General features: G+C 32.2%; 14 protein-coding genes. 8 read left to right on the top strand and 6 right to left on the bottom strand.

From position 1 onward, the window contains the following. Window positions 1-30 precede the first annotated feature (30 nt). Window positions 31-1,479, bottom strand: coding sequence for a tRNA (N6-isopentenyl adenosine(37)-C2)-methylthiotransferase MiaB (gene miaB, locus B0I03_RS03085; protein WP_111566362.1), 1,449 nt, complete (start codon window positions 1,477-1,479; stop codon window positions 31-33). A 265-nt stretch (window positions 1,480-1,744) separates the two neighbouring features. On the opposite strand from miaB, the gene topA reads away from it, so the two are divergent. The 7 genes from topA to B0I03_RS03050 all read left to right on the top strand — a co-directional run bounded on the left by topA (window position 1,745) and on the right by B0I03_RS03050 (window position 11,294). Further along, a complete protein-coding gene (gene topA / locus B0I03_RS03080; RefSeq protein WP_111566009.1) occupies window positions 1,745-4,246 on the top strand; it encodes a type I DNA topoisomerase in 2,502 nt (833 codons plus the stop codon). Between the two features lie 3 nt (window positions 4,247-4,249). Further along, on the top strand, window positions 4,250-5,398 hold the full coding sequence (locus tag B0I03_RS03075) for a formimidoylglutamase (protein ID WP_111566008.1): 1,149 nt from the start codon (window positions 4,250-4,252) through the stop codon (window positions 5,396-5,398). A gap of 156 nt (window positions 5,399-5,554) precedes the next feature. Further along, window positions 5,555-6,937, top strand: a complete 1,383-nt coding sequence (gene porK / locus B0I03_RS03070; protein ID WP_111566007.1) for a T9SS ring complex lipoprotein PorK/GldK — start codon at window positions 5,555-5,557, stop codon at window positions 6,935-6,937. 53 nt (window positions 6,938-6,990) lie between these two features. Further along, entirely contained in the window at window positions 6,991-7,623 is a 633-nt protein-coding gene (gene porL, locus B0I03_RS03065) for a type IX secretion system motor protein PorL/GldL (RefSeq protein ID WP_111566006.1), read from the top strand. A gap of 51 nt (window positions 7,624-7,674) precedes the next feature. Continuing rightward, window positions 7,675-9,204, top strand: a complete 1,530-nt coding sequence (porM, locus tag B0I03_RS03060) for a type IX secretion system motor protein PorM/GldM (protein WP_111566005.1) — start codon at window positions 7,675-7,677, stop codon at window positions 9,202-9,204. 50 nt (window positions 9,205-9,254) lie between these two features. Beyond that, window positions 9,255-10,175, top strand: coding sequence for a type IX secretion system ring subunit PorN/GldN (gene porN, locus B0I03_RS03055; protein ID WP_181452333.1), 921 nt, complete (start codon window positions 9,255-9,257; stop codon window positions 10,173-10,175). A 66-nt stretch (window positions 10,176-10,241) separates the two neighbouring features. After that, window positions 10,242-11,294, top strand: a complete 1,053-nt coding sequence (locus tag B0I03_RS03050; protein WP_111566003.1) for an NAD(P)/FAD-dependent oxidoreductase — start codon at window positions 10,242-10,244, stop codon at window positions 11,292-11,294. A gap of 18 nt (window positions 11,295-11,312) precedes the next feature. Here the strand turns inward: B0I03_RS03050 and B0I03_RS03045 are convergent, their stop codons facing one another. Continuing rightward, on the bottom strand, window positions 11,313-11,726 hold the full coding sequence (locus B0I03_RS03045) for a DUF983 domain-containing protein (protein ID WP_111566002.1): 414 nt from the start codon (window positions 11,724-11,726) through the stop codon (window positions 11,313-11,315). Between the two features lie 137 nt (window positions 11,727-11,863). Between B0I03_RS03045 and B0I03_RS03040 the strand changes: the two genes are divergently transcribed. Next, a complete protein-coding gene (locus B0I03_RS03040) occupies window positions 11,864-13,780 on the top strand; it encodes an ABC-F family ATP-binding cassette domain-containing protein (protein ID WP_111566001.1) in 1,917 nt (638 codons plus the stop codon). A gap of 183 nt (window positions 13,781-13,963) precedes the next feature. On the opposite strand, the gene B0I03_RS03035 is transcribed toward B0I03_RS03040, so the two are convergent. The 4 genes from B0I03_RS03035 to B0I03_RS03020 all read right to left on the bottom strand — a co-directional run bounded on the left by B0I03_RS03035 (window position 13,964) and on the right by B0I03_RS03020 (window position 18,247). Continuing rightward, window positions 13,964-14,620 carry a response regulator transcription factor gene (locus tag B0I03_RS03035; RefSeq protein ID WP_111566000.1) on the bottom strand — a complete coding sequence of 219 codons (657 nt, stop codon included), beginning with the start codon at window positions 14,618-14,620 and terminating at the stop codon, window positions 13,964-13,966. 20 nt (window positions 14,621-14,640) lie between these two features. Continuing rightward, complete coding sequence (locus tag B0I03_RS03030) at window positions 14,641-16,308, bottom strand: tetratricopeptide repeat-containing sensor histidine kinase (RefSeq protein WP_181452332.1); 1,668 nt, start codon at window positions 16,306-16,308, stop codon at window positions 14,641-14,643. 426 nt (window positions 16,309-16,734) lie between these two features. Continuing rightward, on the bottom strand, window positions 16,735-17,214 hold the full coding sequence (locus tag B0I03_RS03025; protein ID WP_111565998.1) for a YbjN domain-containing protein: 480 nt from the start codon (window positions 17,212-17,214) through the stop codon (window positions 16,735-16,737). Between the two features lie 79 nt (window positions 17,215-17,293). Next, window positions 17,294-18,247 carry a GSCFA domain-containing protein gene (locus B0I03_RS03020; RefSeq protein WP_111565997.1) on the bottom strand — a complete coding sequence of 318 codons (954 nt, stop codon included), beginning with the start codon at window positions 18,245-18,247 and terminating at the stop codon, window positions 17,294-17,296. Window positions 18,248-18,311 lie beyond the last annotated feature (64 nt).

Here is an 18,311-nt window from a genome sequence, read left to right as displayed (position 1 = left end):
CTTTTAAACTTGAAACTTGAAACAAAAAAATTAATTCATTATTTCAGAATAACCAACTGCTTCACCTATCAATGTTGCAGCGGTACAATCTGTGATTTTTACCATTACGAATTCACCTACTTTGTAATTTTCTTTTGGGAAAACCACTACGGTATTTTGAGAATTTCTTCCGCTCCAGTGAGCATCTGAACGTTTTGATTCTTTTTCGATTAATACTTCTACTTCTTGACCAATGAAACGTTGCGTTCTTTCTAAACCAATTCTTTGTTGTAAGTCGATGATTTCATTTAAACGTCTTTTCTTCACTTCTTCTGGAACGTCGTCTTCCATTTTTCTAGCAGCTAAAGTTCCTGGACGTTCTGAATACGCAAACATAAATCCGAAATCATATTTTACATATTCCATCAAACTTAAAGTATCTTGATGATCTTCTTCTGTTTCTGTTGGGAAACCAGCAATCATATCTTGCGACAAAGAAATATCTGGAATAATTGCATATATTTTGTCAATCAACGCGATGTATTCTTCACGGGTGTGTTGACGATTCATTTCTTTTAAAATTCGAGTACTTCCACTTTGAACGGGTAAGTGAATGTAGTTACAAATATTGTGGTGTTTCGCAATAACATGCAATACTTCTTCGTGCATATCTTGCGGATTCGAAGTAGAAAATCTAAAACGCATTTTCGGAAACAACATCGCACATTTGTCTAACAATTGCGCAAAATCCATAGCTGTAGCTTTTTGCATTTCTGTAGCTTTGTCGTAGTCTTTTTTCAAACCACCACCATACCAAAGGTAACTATCAACATTTTGTCCTAACAAGGTTACTTCTTTGAAACCTCTATCGTATAAATCTTGAATTTCGTCAATAATACTTTGTGGCTCACGGCTACGCTCACGACCACGTGTAAAAGGAACAACGCAAAATGTACACATATTATCGCAACCTCTTGTAATCGAAACAAAAGCATTTACTCCATTACTATTCAAACGAACAGGTGAAATGTCTCCATACGTTTCTTCCTTTGAAAGAATTACATTGATAGCATCTCTTCCCTCTTCAACTTCAGCTAATAAATTTGGTAAATCTTTGTAAGCATCTGGTCCAACCACCATGTCTACAATTTTCTCTTCTTCTAAAAACTGACTTTTCAAACGTTCCGCCATACAACCTAAAACCCCAACTTTCATGGTTGGATTGATTTTCTTTACTGCGTTGTATTTTTCTAAACGTTTACGAATCGTTTGTTCCGCTTTATCGCGAATAGAACAAGTATTTACCAAAACCAAATCAGCGTCTTCTAGATTTTGAGTGGTATTATATCCGTTTTCATAAAGAATAGACGCCACGATTTCGCTGTCCGAAAAATTCATTTGGCAACCATAACTCTCTATAAAAAGTTTTTTTGTATTTCCTTCTTTTTGGTCAAGCACTAAACTTTGACCTTGTTTGTTTTCATCAATTACCTTTTCCATATCAAAGATTTCCATTAATCATTCCGAAGTTTCGGAACGCAAAGATAATACTAAATTATAAAATCTGACAAGATGGCAGAAAAGGTTTAACATGAAATTTTAAATTATTTTTTTCTCTATTTCTAAGTAGCTGTTTTTCGTGGATTTTATACCTATATATATAGGAGTAATTTGACTGATATTTTGGTTAATTATAGGTAAAAAAATACTCGGGATGTTAAAATTTAAAAAAAACCTATACTTTTGCGATTCAAAAAAATGTGAAATGGCAAAGAATTTAGTAATCGTTGAGTCACCTGCAAAAGCAAAAACCATCGAGAAATTTCTAGGAAGTGAGTATCAAGTAGAGTCGAGTTATGGACATATTGCCGACTTGCCTTCGAGAGAAATTGGGGTAGATGTAGAGAATGGTTTTAAACCTAAATATGAAGTTTCGGCTGATAAAAAAGCATTAGTGACCAAATTAAAAGGATTAGCTAAAAATGCCGAAATGGTTTGGTTGGCTTCCGATGAGGACCGTGAGGGAGAAGCAATTTCTTGGCACTTATCTGAAGAATTAAATTTAAAACCAGAAAAAACAAAGCGTATTGTTTTTCATGAGATTACGAAAACTGCTATTCAAAAAGCAATCGAAAATCCAAGAGGAATTGATTACAACTTAGTAAACGCACAACAAGCTCGTAGAGTTTTAGATAGATTAGTAGGTTACGAATTATCGCCAGTACTTTGGAAAAAAGTAAAAGGAGGATTATCAGCTGGTCGTGTACAATCGGTTTCCGTTCGTTTGATTGTGGAGCGTGAAAGAGAAATTCAAAATTTCAAACCAGAAGCTTCTTACAGTATTACAGCAGAATTCACTAATGAGGCTGGAAAAACATTCAAAGCAAAATTGCCTAAGAACTTTGCAACTAAAAAGGAAGCGGAAGATTTCTTAACAAAAAATATAGGTTCCTCTTACAAAGTAGGAGATTTAGAAACCAAACCCACAAAAAAATCACCAGCAGCACCATTTACTACTTCAACGTTGCAACAAGAAGCAGCTAGAAAATTGTATTTACCTGTTGGGATTACCATGCAGATTGCTCAACGTTTATACGAAGCTGGACTTATTACTTATATGAGAACGGATAGCGTTAATTTATCGCAAGAAGCAATGACAGCAGCTCAAGCTGAAATTACCAGTTATTACGGAAAAGAGTTTTCTAAACCGAGAAATTTTAATACCAAATCAAAAGGAGCACAAGAAGCGCACGAAGCGATTCGTCCAACGGATATGTCAAGACATACTGTTGATATTGATAGAGATCAAGCACGTTTGTATGAATTGATTTGGAAAAGAACATTAGCTTCTCAAATGAGCGATGCGGAATTAGAAAGAACGAATGTAAAAATTGAAGCTAGTAATCATTCTGAAACTTTTACAGCAACTGGAGAAGTTATCAAATTTGAAGGTTTCTTAAAAGTGTATTTAGAAGGACATGATGATGACGAAGAGGAACAAGAAGGAATGTTGCCAGCTTTAAAAGTAAACGAAAAACTTATCAATAATTATATCACGGCAACAGAGCGTTTTTCGCGTCCACCAAGTCGTTACACAGAAGCTTCTTTGGTAAAAAAATTGGAAGAATTAGGAATTGGTCGTCCATCAACGTATGCGCCAACTATTTCTACCATTATTGCTAGAACTTATGTAGAGAAAGGAAGTTTCGAAGGTCAAGAAAGAAAATACAACCAGTTGATGTTAAAAGGAGGAGAAGTAAAATCTCAAGTTTTAACTGAAAATGTTGGTTCAGATAAAGGAAAATTAGTCCCAACCGATATCGGAATTATCGTGAATGATTTCTTAGTGAAAAACTTCAACACGATTTTAGATTACAATTTCACAGCAAAAGTAGAGCAAGATTTCGACGAAATTGCAGAAGGAAAAGTAGATTGGGCTAAAATGATGAACGATTTTTACAAACACTTCCATCCCAATGTAGTCGATGTAGAGAAAAATGCAGATAGAGAAAGCGGTGAAAGAATATTAGGAGTACATCCTGTTTCTGGAAAACAAGTTTCGGTTCGTTTAGGAAAATATGGAGCAATGGCTCAAATTGGAGATGCCGAAGATGAAAACAAGCAGTTTGCTAGTTTGCGTCAAGATCAAAATATTGGAAATATCACTTTGGAAGAAGTATTGAACTTATTTTTACTTCCAAAACAATTAGGTACATATAAAGGAGAAGAAATTGAAGTGAATAATGGTCGTTTTGGTCCTTATGTTCGTTTCGGTTCTCAGTTTATTTCCTTACCAAAAGGAGTAGATCCAATGGATGTTACTATGGAAACCGCTCAAGGTTTAATTGATGAGAAAGTTCAGGCTGATGCACCAATTGGAACTTATGATGGATTACCAATTCAAAAAGGTGTTGGTCGTTTTGGACCTTTCATTAAATGGAATGGAATGTTTATTAATGTAAATAAGAAATACAACTTCGATAATTTATCGCAGTCAGATTTGAATGAGTTAATTGAAGAAAAACAACAAAAAGACATTGATAAAGTAATACACGATTGGAAAGAGGAAGGAATTAAAGTGGAAAAAGCACGTTGGGGTCGTTCTGTAATTACCAAAGGTAAAATCAAAATTGAATTGAGTAAAGATGTTGATGCAAGTAAATTAACATTGGTGCAAGTTCAGGAAATGATTGAAAAGAAAACACCAGCTAAAAAGACAGCGACAAAAAAAGCACCAGCTAAGAAAACAACCGCTAAAAAGAAATAAGCAATGGTTTTTGATTTTTTACAACCTATTTCAACTTCTGTAGAGGAATATATCTCTAAGTTATCCAATCAAACATTGGGAAAAAAAGTGGTGTTTCATACGCAGACAGATTTTCCTGTTTTAGATAATGTTGCTATAGCGATTTTTACAGTAAATGAGTTTAGAGGAAATGCAAAAGACAATGATGATTTTTCTTTCGACTATTTCAGAAAGCAATTTTACATTCTTTTTCCTGGTAATTGGAATGCTTCCATTGTAGATTTAGGGTCAATTGAGGCAGGGGCTAGTATTGAAGACACCTATTTTGTTGTAAAAAGTTTGATTGCTGAGTTAATTAAGAAAAGAATTATTCCAGTTGTTATTGGTGGAAGTCAAGATTTAACTTATCCAATGTATCGCGGTTATGATAATTTAGATCAAATGGTAAATTTGGTTTCCGTAGACAATCAATTTGATTTTTCTAAAGAGAATAAATTGGATTCGGAGTCTTATTTGTCGAAAATTATCGTAGAAGAACCTAATAATCTATTTAATTTCAGTAACTTAGGTTTTCAAACGTATTTTAATTCGCAAGAAGAAATCGATTTAATCGAGAAATTATACTTTGAAGCCTATCGTTTAGGAGAAGTTTCAAACAACATTGCCGTAGCAGAACCTGTTTTTAGAGATGCGGATTTGGTAAGTATCGATATGAATTCGGTACAATCGTCTTATTCAGGAAATTTTGCTGTTTTTAATCCAAACGGATTTACAGGAAAAGAAATTTGCGCTCTAACACGTTATGCTGGAATTAGTGATAAAGTAACTTCATTTGGAATTTTTAATTTTAATCCAAATGGAAATGAAGTTGTTTTAACAGCTCAAATGCTGTGGTATTTTATTGAAGGATTTTGTTTTCGTTCAAATGAGTATCCATTTGGAACAAAAGAGAACTATATAAAGTATATTGTTCCTATAGAAGATGAAGAATTAATCTTTTACAAGAGTAATAAAACCGCAAGATGGTGGATTGAAATACCGTTTTTAACAAATGTTAACAATAAATTAAAAAGAAATACGTTATTACCTTGCACACATGAAGATTATTTAGCAGCTTGCGAGCAGGAAATTCCAGAAAGATGGTGGAAAGCCCAAAGAAGGAATATTTTGTAAAAGTCGTTATTTTTCAAAGTGTTAAAGCATTGTTAAAACAGGTGTAATGCTAAAATTCAATATTTTTTGCACGTTTTTTAAAAAAATGTTGTTTTTTTCAAAATTATTGAATAGGTTTACGCCCTTAAATAGAAATTACATTTAACCCAAGTTTATATGAAGAAGTTTGTTGCATTTTCAGCAATTTTGTCATTATTTATCAGTTGTGGTAAAGGCGATAAAGGAGAATTAGTAGGAGTTAAAGGGAGAAAATGGCATCCCGAGAAACCTTACGGTATGACGTTAATCCCTGGAGGAGCTTTTATTATGGGTAAAGCCGATGATGATTTAGCTAACATTCAAGACGCGCCTACTAAAACAGTTACGGTTCGTTCATTCTATATGGATGAAACGGAAATTACTAATAGTGAGTACCGTCAGTTTGTTGAATGGGTAAAAGATTCAACTATCAGAACGCGCCTAGCTATTCTTGCTGATGAACAAGGTCAAAAGCCTGGTTCTGGTGGAGGAAAAGGTGGAAGTATTGGTGATTTTGCCTTTGCTGACGTTGATCCTGAAAAAATGACTCCGTACGATAAGTATATGTATGAAAATTATTACAGTGTTGGAACTGATGATGATATTTATGCTGGAAGAAAGTTAAATAAAAAAATCAAACTTATAAAAGAGCCTGGAAAATATCCTGATGAGCATTATGTAGAAGTAATGGATTCAATGTATTTACCTGAGTCAGAATCATACAATGGTTTAAAAACTATTGATGCTTCTAAGTTAAAATTCAAATACAATCAAGTTGATTTAAACAAGGCTGTTAAGAAAAAAGGACGTAAAAACTTCTACGAAGATGCACCACCTATTGAAATCTATCCTGATACAACTGCTTGGATAAAAGACTTTGCTTATTCTTATAATGAGCCAATGCATAATGATTATTTCTGGCATCAAGCTTACGGAGAATATCCTGTGGTAGGTGTTTCTTGGAATCAAGCTAAAGCATTTTGTGCTTGGAGAACAATGTATAAAAATGCATTTATCAAAAAGAAAAAAGGAAGAGATCAAGTAAATTCATTCCGTTTACCAACTGAAGCGGAATGGGAATATGCTGCAAGAGGTGGAATTGAAGGAGCTACTTATCCTTGGGGAGGTCCTTATGCTAAAAATGACAGAGGTTGTTTTATGGCTAACTTTAAACCTAACCGTGGTGATTATGCTGCTGATGGTGCTTTATACACTGTAGAAGCTAAATCATATGAGCCAAATGATTATAACTTATATAACATGGCAGGTAACGTTTCAGAGTGGACTGAGTCTTCTTACTATGCTGAAGCTTACGAATTCGTTTCTACAATGAATCCACATGTTGCTGATAAGAAAAACCAAAGAAAAGTTGTTCGTGGTGGTTCTTGGAAAGATGTTGCTTATTTCTTACAAGTTTCAACTCGTGATTATGAGTATGCTGATTCTGCAAGAAGTTACATCGGGTTCAGAACAGTTCAAGATTACATGGGTACAGCTGCAACTGGCAACAGACCTAAATAGTATTTAACCAATTTTATTATATAATTAACTTAACTAACTAAATTTTATTTATTATGGCAATTTTAAGCAAAAAAGTGATGGGATTCCTTTATGGAATGGGAGCGGCAGTAGTAATCGTTGGAGCATTATTTAAATTAATGCACTGGCCAGGGGCAGGACCAATGCTTGTAATCGGTTTATTAACTGAAGCTGCAATTTTCGCATTATCAGCATTTGAACCAGTAGAGAATGAATTAGATTGGTCTTTAGTTTACCCTGAATTAGCAGGTGGTGAAGCTAAACCAAAAGATAAAAAAGAAAACCCAGCTGAAGCTCAAGGTTTATTATCTCAAAAATTAGATAATATGTTGAAAGAAGCTAAAATTGATGGTGAATTAATGGCAAGCTTAGGAAACAGTATTAAAAACTTCGAAGGTGCTGCTAAATCAATTTCTCCAACTGTTGATGCAATGGCTGGTCAAAAGAAATATGCTGAAGAAATGACTACAGCTGCAGCTCAAATGGAAGCTTTAAACAGTTTATATAAAGTACAATTAGAAAGTGCTGATAGAAATGCACAAGCAAACAAAGAGATTGCTGAAAATGCTGCTAAATTAAAAGAGCAAATGCAATCTATGACTTCAAACATTGCGTCTTTAAATGCAGTTTATGGAGGTATGTTATCTGCTATGAGTAACAGAGGATAATTAGTTTTATCATTAAATATTTTATTAATTAAAAACTAATTTAAAGGAAAAATGGCAGGAGGAAAATTAACCCCTAGACAGAAGATGATTAACCTGATGTACTTGGTTTTCATCGCAATGTTGGCATTAAATATGTCAAAAGAAGTATTAACGGCTTTTGGTAACTTTAATGACAAATTTACAGAATCAAACAAATTAACAGATCAGTCTAACGAGACTTTGTTATCTGCATTAAATACTAAGGCTGCAGATGAGCCAGCAAAATATGCTGAGCCTGCAAAAAAAGCTAAAGAAGTTGCTAAAATTTCAAAAGAATTTTCTACTTTTTTAGAATCTGTAAAAGCTGAAGTTACTGAAGGTATCGAACCAGATGAAACTGGTAAATTACCTTTCGAATCAATGGACAAATCAACTATTGACGAAAAATGGTTTCAAGGAGATGGATATAGTCCAAGAGGAACTGAAATCGTTTCTAAAATTGACAAGTATGTTGCTGATATCAAAAAAGTATTAGGAAATGATGTAAAATACATTCCTTTTATTAAAGAAATCGAGAAAAAATTCTCAACTGGTGATATTACTAACAGAGAAGGTGTTAAAGTTAAATTTTTAGATTATAAAACTAAAGGTTTCCCTGCAGTTTCTACTTTAACATTTTTAACTGCTATGCAGAATGATGTTAAAAATACAGAAGCTGGAGCTTACAACTTATTCTTAGGAAATGCATTAAAATCTGCAGCTTCTATGAAAAACTTTCAAGCTATTGTAGTTTTAGAGAAAAATGCTTATTTCCAAGGTGAAGCTGTTAAAGGTAAAGTAGTTTTAGGTCGTTATGATGCTAACACTCAACCAACATCTTTCAAAGGTCCTGGTAAAATTGAAAACGGTCAAGCTGTTATCTCTATGACTGCTGGTAATGTTGGAGAACAAACTATTTCTGGAGAGTTCGGATTCTTAGAAGATGGTAAAGAAATTCCATTAAAATTCGAAGGTACTTATGTTGTTGTTCCACGTCCTAACCAAGCTATCATTTCAGCTGATAAGATGAATGTTGTTTACCGTGGAGTTCCTAATCCAATTTCTATTTCTGTTCCAGGTATTGCTTCTAATAAAGTAAATGCTAGTGCTCCAGGAATGTCTAAAGTTGGTGATGGTAAATTCATGTTAAAACCAGGAGCTGGTAGCGAAGTTAAAATTAACGTAAATGCTACTATGCCTGATGGTAAAGCAATGTCAAGTGCTCAAGTATTTAGAATTAAAGGTTTACCTGCTCCAACTGGAAAAGTTGGTGGTTCTGAAAAGAATAAAGGTCCAAAATCTAACTTAGAGGTTTGTACAGTTACTGCTGTTATGGAAGATTTCGACTTCCCTGTTACTGTTAACGTAACACAATTTAACGTTAAAGTTCCAGGACAACCTACAATTGTAGTTTCTGGTAATAGAATGGATGGTAGAGCTAAATCTGCAATTGCAAAAGCACAAAAAGGTGATGTTGTAGTTATTTCTGAGATTAAAGCTAGTTTCCAAGGTATTGATCAGATGGCTAAAAAAGTATCAATTTGTACTTACGAAATACAATAATTTAAATTAATTTGAGTTTATCTTTTTAAACCAAATAAAAAATGAATAAAATGAATTGGAGAAATAGTATTGCAATTTTAGTATTAGGTTTAAGCGCTACTACTTTTGCTCAGTCAAACTTATTAAATGCTAAAACACCTGATCAAATCGGGAAAAAAACAGAAGCAGAATTAAGTGCTGATAATGACAAACCGTTGCCTTATGGGTATGTTCATGATAGAGATATCTTAATGGGAAAACGTATTTGGGAATATGTAGATCTTGATGAAAGAGTTAATTTCCCTCTATACTTTCCTGTAGATGGTGATGTTATGTCATCTCCAGATAGAAGACCTCTTTATAATGTTTTAATTAATGGTATCAAAGAAGGTAAAATTACTGAAGTTTATGACTCAAGTTATTTTACTACTAAGAAAACCCTTAAAGATATCGAAGCTTCATTGTACACTGTAGATACAACAGATGTTGGTCGTGAGCAAATGAATGAAGATATGGATGCTTATAGAAAAGGTACCAAAAAAATTGATGAGGAGTATATCAGAAAAACTGAAATCGAAGCTTATGATGTAACAGCTTACAGAATAGTTGGATATTGGTATTTTGATAAAAGACAAGGGGAATTAAAGTACCGTTTATTAGGTATTTGTCCTGTTGTTCCTGATGTTTTCTCTAAGAAAAATAGTGATGCTGAATTAGAATATATCGATTTGTTCTGGGTTTATTTCCCTTCAACAAGAGATATTCTTCATGAAGCAAAAGCTTTTAATAACAGAAACTCGGCAATGCCATTTTCTTTTGACCATATGTTAAACGCTCGTCGTTTTAGCGGTATGATTTATTTAGAAGAAAATGTTTACGGAGACCGTAAGATTGCTGACTACATGAAAGAAAACGCTCAAATGCAATTGTTAGAATCGGATCGTGTAAAAGAAAAGATTCGTGACTTCGAACAAGATATGTGGAATTATTAATAATATTTCTCCAATTTCATTTAATAAAACTCTTACCATTTGGTAAGAGTTTTTTAATTTTACACCATGATAGATTTTATAATCGTTGGAAATGGTTTAGCAGGAATTTCATTTGCAGAAATTGCTTTGCAAAACAATAAAACTGTTTTTGTTTTTGATAACAACTCGCAACCTTCTTCTCGTGTTGCTGGTGGATTATATAACCCAGTAGTTTTAAAAAGATTCAGTGAAGTATGGAAAGCAAAGGAGCAAATTGATTTCGCTTTTCCTTTATACCATAAAATTCAATCTAAATTGAATGTAGTCTTCGATTTTGAATTGCCAATTCTTCGAAAATTGTATTCGGTTGAAGAGCAAAATAATTGGTTTCAAGCTGCAGATAAGCCAAATTTAGCTCCCTTTTTAGATGCTAAATTAGTTACAACTTCTTATGAAAATATTGCTTCTCCATTTCACTATGGAAAAGTAAATCATACCGGTTATTTGGAAATTTCAACTTTGATTGAAGCGTATTCAAATTATCTGAAATCACTATATAGCTTTTCTAACGAAGGTTTTAATTATGACGAAATCGAATTTTTGGAAAACGGAATTCAATATAAAGACATAAAAGCCAAACATATTATTTTTGCAGAAGGTTTTGGATTACATGCTAATCCTTATTTTAACGATTTGCCTTTGGATGGTACAAAAGGCGAGTTACTCATCATTAAAGCACCAAATTTAGATTTAGATGTTGTTATAAAATCAAGTGTCTTTATTCTCCCAATTGGTAATGATTTATACAAAGTTGGAGCTACATACGATTGGAAAGACAAAACCAATACTCCAACAGAGGAAGGAAAACAGGAATTAATCGAAAAATTATCCGAATTAATATCATGCGATTTTGAAGTTGTGAAGCATTTTGGAGGCGTTAGACCTACAGTTAAAGATAGAAGACCATTAGTTGGTACGCATCCTGAGTTTAAACAACTTCATGTTTTAAATGGTTTAGGAACTCGAGGTGTAATGCTTGGTCCGTATTTAGCCAATCAATTATTCCAGCATATAGAAAACAATATTCCTTTGGAAAAAGAAATTGATATAATAAGATGTTATAAAAAAAACCGAAACTAATTTGTTTCGGTTTTTTATTTATCTAAGTGTGGCTTTCTTTTCACCCTTGTGTTGTTTCCAATCCTTATCGTAACTCATAAACATATTTATCCAGATGTTTCTCGATAAACGCATAATTACTGGCATAAAAACGATTAATGTAATTATTATTCCAATAAAATTGTTTACCAAGTTCTTTTCACCAACAAAGAAATAGGTGATGATAAATGCCGCTACGCCAAAAGCAATTCCTAAAGCATAACTCACATACATAGCTCCATAAAAAAACGAAGGCTCAATTTTATATTTGGTTCCACAATGGCTACAATTTTCGTGCATTTTGTACACATTTAGAACATTATACGGATTTTTGTCTAAATACATGCTTTCTTCATTGCAAGTAGGACAACTTCCTGTTAAAATACTATTTAATTTGGATCCTTTTTTTAACATTTGCAAAATATTTTACACAAAGGTACGATAACATATAATTTCTTGTGTAACAATTATTACAAATATCAATTAGTTTAAGGTGAATTTAAGTTTTTTAGTGTAAACTTTTAAACCCATTAAACTCATAAACTTTTCAAATGCTAAACATACATAATTTATCGGTTTCATTTGGTGGAACCTATCTTTTTGAAGAAGTAACTTTTAGATTAGGTTCTGGAGACAGAGTTGGACTTGTAGGAAAAAATGGTGCAGGAAAATCAACCATGTTGAAAATGCTTGCGGGAGATTTTAAACCTGACAGTGGAACAATCGCAACAGAAAAAGAAGTTAAAATCGGATTTCTTCGTCAGGATATTGATTTTGTTAAAGGAAGAACAGTTTTGGAGGAAGCCTATATGGCTTTCGAAGAAATTAAACGTGCCGAATTCCGAATAGATGAAATCAATCATCAATTAGTAACTCGTACGGATTATGAAAGTCAAGAATATTCCGATTTGATTGAAGAATTAAGTGATGTCACGCATCATTATGAAGTTCTTGGAGGATATAACTATGTTGGAGATACTGAGAAAATTCTGTTAGGTCTTGGATTCAAAAGAGAGGATTTCGACAATCAAACCGATACTTTCTCTGGAGGTTGGAGAATGCGTATTGAATTAGCAAAATTGTTATTGCAATCAAACGATATTTTACTTTTAGATGAGCCAACGAATCACTTAGATATTGAAAGTATCATTTGGTTAGAAGGTTTTTTACGAAATTTCACTGGAGTTGTCGTAATCGTTTCGCATGATAAAATGTTTTTGGATAATGTAACGAATCGAACTATCGAAATTTCTTTAGGAAAAGCATACGATTTTAGTAAACCGTATTCGGAATATTTAGTGTTGCGTCAGGAGATTCGTGAAAAGCAATTGGCAACCCAAAAAAATCAAGCCAAAAAAATTGAAGAAACTGAAAAGTTAATCGAAAAGTTCCGTGCCAAAGCTTCTAAAGCATCGATGGCGCAGTCGTTGATTAAAAAATTAGATAAAGTAGAACGAATTGAAGTTGATGAAGACGACAATTCGGTGATGAATATTTCGTTTCCAGTATCGCAAACGCCAGGAAGAGTTGTGGTAGAGGCCGAACACGTTACCAAAGCTTATGGCGATAAAGTTATCTTGAAAGACATTTCGCTTTTAGTAGAACGTGGAAGTAAAGTTGCTTTCGTTGGACAAAATGGTCAAGGGAAATCAACGTTTATGAAAGCTATTGTAAATGAATTTGAATACGAAGGAACCATCAAACTTGGACATAATGTACAATTAGGTTACTTCGCTCAAAATCAAGCTGAATATTTAGATGGTGAAAAAACATTGTTAGATACGATGTTAGAAGCTGCAACCGATACGAATCGTTCAAAAGTGCGCGATATGTTGGGTTCGTTCTTGTTCCGTGGCGACGATGTAGAGAAAAAAGTAAAAGTACTTTCGGGTGGTGAACGAAATCGTTTAGCACTTTGTAAATTGCTTTTACAACCGATAAATGTTTTGGTAATGGATGAGCCAACTAATCACTTGGATATTAAGTCTAAAAACGTTTTAAAAGCCGCTTTAAAGCAGTTTGAAGGAACTTTGTTGTTGGTGTCTCACGACCGTGATTTCTTGCAAGGAATGTCAAATATTGTGTACGAATTCAAAGATCAAAAAATCAGAGAGTATTTGGGCGATATCAACTTCTTCTTAGAGCAAAAAAACGCCATGAACATGCGCGAAATTGAGAAGAAAGATGTTGTAGTAAATACAAATGCTGATAAAACAGTAAAAAATATCTCATACGAAGACCAAAAGAAAGCGAAAGCACTTCAGAATAAATTAAGCAAAATCGAAAGTCAAATTCAGCAATTAGAAAAAGACATTCAAGCCGATGATAAGGCGTTAGCTTCTAACTATGATAAACATATTGAAGATGCTACTTTTTTTGCAGCTTATGAAAAGAAGAAAAAAGAGTTAGAACAATTATTAGAAGATTGGGAAAACGTGCAATTAGAAATTGAAATAGTAAATAGTTAATTGCAATACAAAATATTATAACAATTCAATAACAAGAATAGAATGACTATGATTACTATAATCATGGTCATTTTGTTTTTTCTTATAAATGTACCAACAGTCCGCTTCATTTTGTCAAATTTATAATGTAGTAAAATTGCAAGATTTTGAATCTAAAATCAATACGTCAAATAGCGTATTTTTTTAAATGAGATTGTTCTTCTTGGCTTTTTGAACGGCTTCTAATTTATTGTGAACTTGAAGTTTTGTGTAAATATTTTCAATGTGTTTTCTTACCGTTGCCGGAGATAAAAATAAATTCTCAGCAATATTAATATAATTTAAACCTTTGCTGAGTTGCTCCAAAACATCGATTTCTCTTCCTGATAATTTAATGATTTCTTCTTCTTTTTTATTGTCTAAATCTATTGGATTACGAAGTAATTTTAATGTTTTTAATGCAATTGATGGATTCATAGCTGCGCCTCCGTTAAGAGTATCGATAATGCCTTCGTATAATGTTTTAGGCTCCACTTCTTTCAATAAATAACCATCAGCTCCTGCTTTGATTGCATTAAAAATATTTTCATCATTATCAAAAACAGTCAACATAATAACTTTTATATGCGGATATTTGTTTTTTATGATTTCGGTGGCTTCAATTCCGTTTAAAACAGGCATGTCGATGTCCATTAAAATTACATCGATGTTATGATTGTTACTTATTTTAGTCAGTAAATCAGAACCGTCTAAAGCAGTAAATTTTATTTGAATATCATCAAAAAAAGAAAGCTTTTCCTGAATAGCTTTTATTAGGAACGTATTGTCGTCTACGATAACAGTTTTGATTACTTTTTGCATTTCTTTGATGATTAGTCTAGTTAAAATTCATTTTGATTTGGTAAGCTTAAATATATTGTTGTTCCATTTTCATTGGTTTCAATACTGAAATCTCCTTTTAATTCGGTAGCTCTTTTTTTCATTGTATTAAGTCCGTTACCAATTTCAGCTGTTGCCAAATCAAATCCTTTTCCGTTGTCTGAAATAATAACATTGATTTTATTGTCCGACTCAGTTAAAGATACGTCAATTTGACTTGCTTTTGCATGTTTTATAGCATTATTTACCGCTTCTTGTATCAAACGATAAATATTCATCCCGTCTCTAGAACTAAATGATTGAAACGATTTTGTGTTGAAATTAAAATTAAATTGAATTCCGTTTAATGAAAGTTGGGCATTATCAATAAAGTTTGAAATTCTAGTTTTTAAATCTTCAATCGTTATTTCTTCTTTGTTCATGGCCCAAATTGTATCTCTTAATTCATAAATTGTCTCTTTGGTAAACGAACTAATATTGTTTAATTTGTCTTCTAACTTTGGATTTCCATCGGCAAAAGCATATTTTAGAGAATCGACAGATGAAATGATGAAAGTAAGTTGCGCTCCAATGTTATCATGCAAATCTCTTGAAATTTGAAGTCTTTGTTCTTGAAGACGATTTTGAGTTTCGATTTTCAGTAACGCATCTTTTAATTCGTTTTCTTTTTGAAGCTGAAGCGTTTTCATTTTTTGATTTTTTAGCATAAAATAGCCAACAATTATTGATAAAATTAAGAGTGAAACAATGATTACGATGTAGGTGTTTTTAACCGCCAAATCAGCTTTTTGTTCTAAAATTTCTTTTTCTTTTCGCTCCGTATCAAACTCTGTGTCAAGTTCGGCTTGTTTTATTCGGAGATTGATATTCGAAATACTGTCTTTATAAGCCGTGTAGTTCTTAAAGTTGTCTAAAGCTGTTTTGTAATCGGAATTTAATTCGTACAACTCAGATAATTTTTGATAATTGTCTTGAGTTAAATAGTTGTAATTATATGTTTTGCTATAATCGAGAGCTTTGTTGAAATATTCAATTGATTTTTGATGGTCTTTGGTTTCAAAATAATAATAACCATAGAAATTTAGGTTTTCGGCAATTCCAATTTTGTCGTCAATTTCTAATCTAATTTGATAGGCTTTGTCTAAATTTTGTTTTGCTTTAGCAAATTGTTTTAAGGTTAATTGAAGCATTCCGATTTTATTCAAACTATACGGAATTCCAATTTTATCATTTGCTTTTTCTTTTAAATTCAATGATTTATTGTAGAATAAAAAAGCACTGTCGTACTCTTTTTTCATTTCTTTTAAAACGCCGTAGTTGTCATAAATAGCTCTTAGTTCGTATTCTGAATTGTATTTTTCTCCAATTTTTAATCCTTTTTGCATGTACAAAATTCCAGAATCTAAATTGCGTCTTTTTAAATGATAACCATAACTTCCGTAAAGCGAAGCTACTTTGTTGTATTGCTTTAACTGATTAAAACAATCAATTGCCATAAAAATGTATTTGGCTTGTAAGTCATATTTATTTTGATAAAAATAACATAGCGCCATTTTATCGTAACTGTTCGCAACACCTAATTTGTAGTTTTGTTTTTTAGCATCCGATAAAACTTTATTGAACAGTTGTAATGACTTGGAAGTATTCGCAACAATATCATCGTATGGCATATTTAAAACCGAATCTATTTGTTTTGTACTATAAGTTTGGCTCCAGCTAAAAGTAAATAGCTGAGAAAGAAATAATGCGAACAGGTATATTATAGTATTCTTCATTTTAAAATTGGAATCATTGTTACTATAAATGTATAAAATCAAATTTAAAATACGTTTAAATTAATGTAATACGTAAATAAGATTATAAATATTCAATAGCAAACAAAGTAAAACGAATAGTCTAAAAAGAATAATAAATAATTCTTTCTTTTGACTCAATGATTCGATGGAAAGAAATAATTTAGACATAACTCAGGGTTTAATTTCAATGTAAAATTCGTCTAAAACGGCACTATTTCCTATACGACATTTGACGTATTTAAAAAAAGCGAATTGCCAAATGACAATCCGCTTTTCCGTAATCAAACTATAAAAAACAAATTATTTAATCAGTTTAGCGGTATCTTTATCTAAAGAAAGATTTAATGCTGTTTTGTATAAGCGAAGCGCACCGATTAATGATTTTTGAGTAAAACCACCTTCTGTCCAGAAGTAGTAGTAATAGGTGATAGAGTTTGTTGATTCAGAATAATACACTTTTATTAACGCTACTTCTGCATTTAATTTATTAACTAAATCTAACGCATCTCTTTTAGTCGTTCCTTCAACTAAATTATAAACACCACTAAGAGTAACATATCTTTTGTTAGCATCAATATCTAAATAAATGGTGTAAACATCTTTAACTTTAATATAAGTATCTTTTACTTCAAGCACTTCAATGTAAGCATTGTCAAAAGTTTCTTTTAAAAAAGCAGGAGTTACTTCGTTGGCGTTAATTACTTTTTGTGAAAAAGAATTTGTAGTAGCTAAAAATAAAACAAATAGATAAACTACTGAGGATAATTTTAAAGTTTTCATGAGTGTGAATTTTTATTATTATTGATTAGTCAAAATTCATAAAAAGCGAAAACTTCTGAAATACGACAATTGCCGTATTTTAACAAAATTTTATAAAAGGATATTGATTTTGGATGGTTTGGATTTTTAAATCGAGTTGATTTAAGAATTTTTGATGACTTTCTGTATTTGGGTTAAAAGGTCTGTGTTTTAATCCTTTTTGAATAGAGCAAATCTCATTCATCAATCCAAATTCAGATTCTGAAATATAATTTTCAAAGAATTGAATCCAAATATAATCGATTGCAGTTTGATTCGGATGTAACATATCTTCAGCGTAAAAACGATAATCACGCAACTCATCTATCATAATTTCATAAGCTGGGAAATAGGTGATGGGTGATGGGTGATGGATGATTGTTTTGTGAATTGCTGCAATCAAATGCGATTTACTTAGCGTGTTTTCTGTAAAACCATCTTTAATATGTCGCACAGGCGAAACCGTAAAAACGAAATTACAATTTGGATTCACTGAATGAATTAATGAAACAATGTTTTGTAAACTTTTTTCGGTTTGTTCAATCGAAAGTAATTCTTTTGTAAACTGTTTTTGCGGCACTTTATGACAATTGGCAACAATTTCATTGGTTTCTATATTTCTGTAAACCCATGAAGTTCCTAGTGTTATGATACAATGTGTTAATGAGGCAATGTGTCGATGTGTCGATTCTAAAATAGAATTCAAATTACTTAAGAATATTTCTTTATCTGGATTTGATAATTCGGAATGCACTTCATAACAATGCCACAACTCATTATGAAAGAAAATGTCGTTTTCGGTAAACATTCTATTTTCAACAGCACGACGAATTAACTTTTCTAAAGATACCGCATTAAAAATAATTCCAAATGGATTGGTAGTGGCTTGAAATTTAAAATATTGAAATTTTTCTCCCATATTATCCGCAAAACATGAACCCAACAACATGATTTTCGAATCATAATCGATTGGAAAACTGCTTTTTTGAACGGGTATTTTGGTAGTGAATTGCAAATCATTTAGGTTTAGACTTCAAATTTAAACTACTTTTTACAAAAAACGAGTATTTTTACTTAAG

This window comes from Flavobacterium aquaticum (assembly GCF_003259835.1).
Taxonomy (GTDB): domain Bacteria; phylum Bacteroidota; class Bacteroidia; order Flavobacteriales; family Flavobacteriaceae; genus Flavobacterium; species Flavobacterium aquaticum.
Note: the sequence above shows the minus strand (reverse complement) of the source record. Positions and strands in the feature narration are given on the sequence as shown.

Bases quoted from the DNA above. Each gene is read 5' to 3' on its own strand.
- porM (WP_111566005.1), top strand. From the start codon at position 7,675: ATGGCAGGAGGAAAATTAACCCCTAGACAGAAGATGATTAACCTGATG.
- porL (WP_111566006.1), top strand. From the start codon at position 6,991: ATGGCAATTTTAAGCAAAAAAGTGATGGGATTCCTTTATGGAATGGGA.
- B0I03_RS03030 (WP_181452332.1), bottom strand. From the start codon at position 16,308: ATGCCATACGATGATATTGTTGCGAATACTTCCAAGTCATTACAACTG.
- B0I03_RS03050 (WP_111566003.1), top strand. From the start codon at position 10,242: ATGATAGATTTTATAATCGTTGGAAATGGTTTAGCAGGAATTTCATTT.
- B0I03_RS03045 (WP_111566002.1), bottom strand. From the start codon at position 11,726: ATGTTAAAAAAAGGATCCAAATTAAATAGTATTTTAACAGGAAGTTGT.
- B0I03_RS03075 (WP_111566008.1), top strand. From the start codon at position 4,250: ATGGTTTTTGATTTTTTACAACCTATTTCAACTTCTGTAGAGGAATAT.
- topA (WP_111566009.1), top strand. From the start codon at position 1,745: ATGGCAAAGAATTTAGTAATCGTTGAGTCACCTGCAAAAGCAAAAACC.
- B0I03_RS03025 (WP_111565998.1), bottom strand. From the start codon at position 17,214: ATGAAAACTTTAAAATTATCCTCAGTAGTTTATCTATTTGTTTTATTT.
- B0I03_RS03040 (WP_111566001.1), top strand. From the start codon at position 11,864: ATGCTAAACATACATAATTTATCGGTTTCATTTGGTGGAACCTATCTT.
- B0I03_RS03035 (WP_111566000.1), bottom strand. From the start codon at position 14,620: ATGCAAAAAGTAATCAAAACTGTTATCGTAGACGACAATACGTTCCTA.
- porN (WP_181452333.1), top strand. From the start codon at position 9,255: ATGAATTGGAGAAATAGTATTGCAATTTTAGTATTAGGTTTAAGCGCT.
- miaB (WP_111566362.1), bottom strand. From the start codon at position 1,479: ATGGAAAAGGTAATTGATGAAAACAAACAAGGTCAAAGTTTAGTGCTT.
- porK (WP_111566007.1), top strand. From the start codon at position 5,555: ATGAAGAAGTTTGTTGCATTTTCAGCAATTTTGTCATTATTTATCAGT.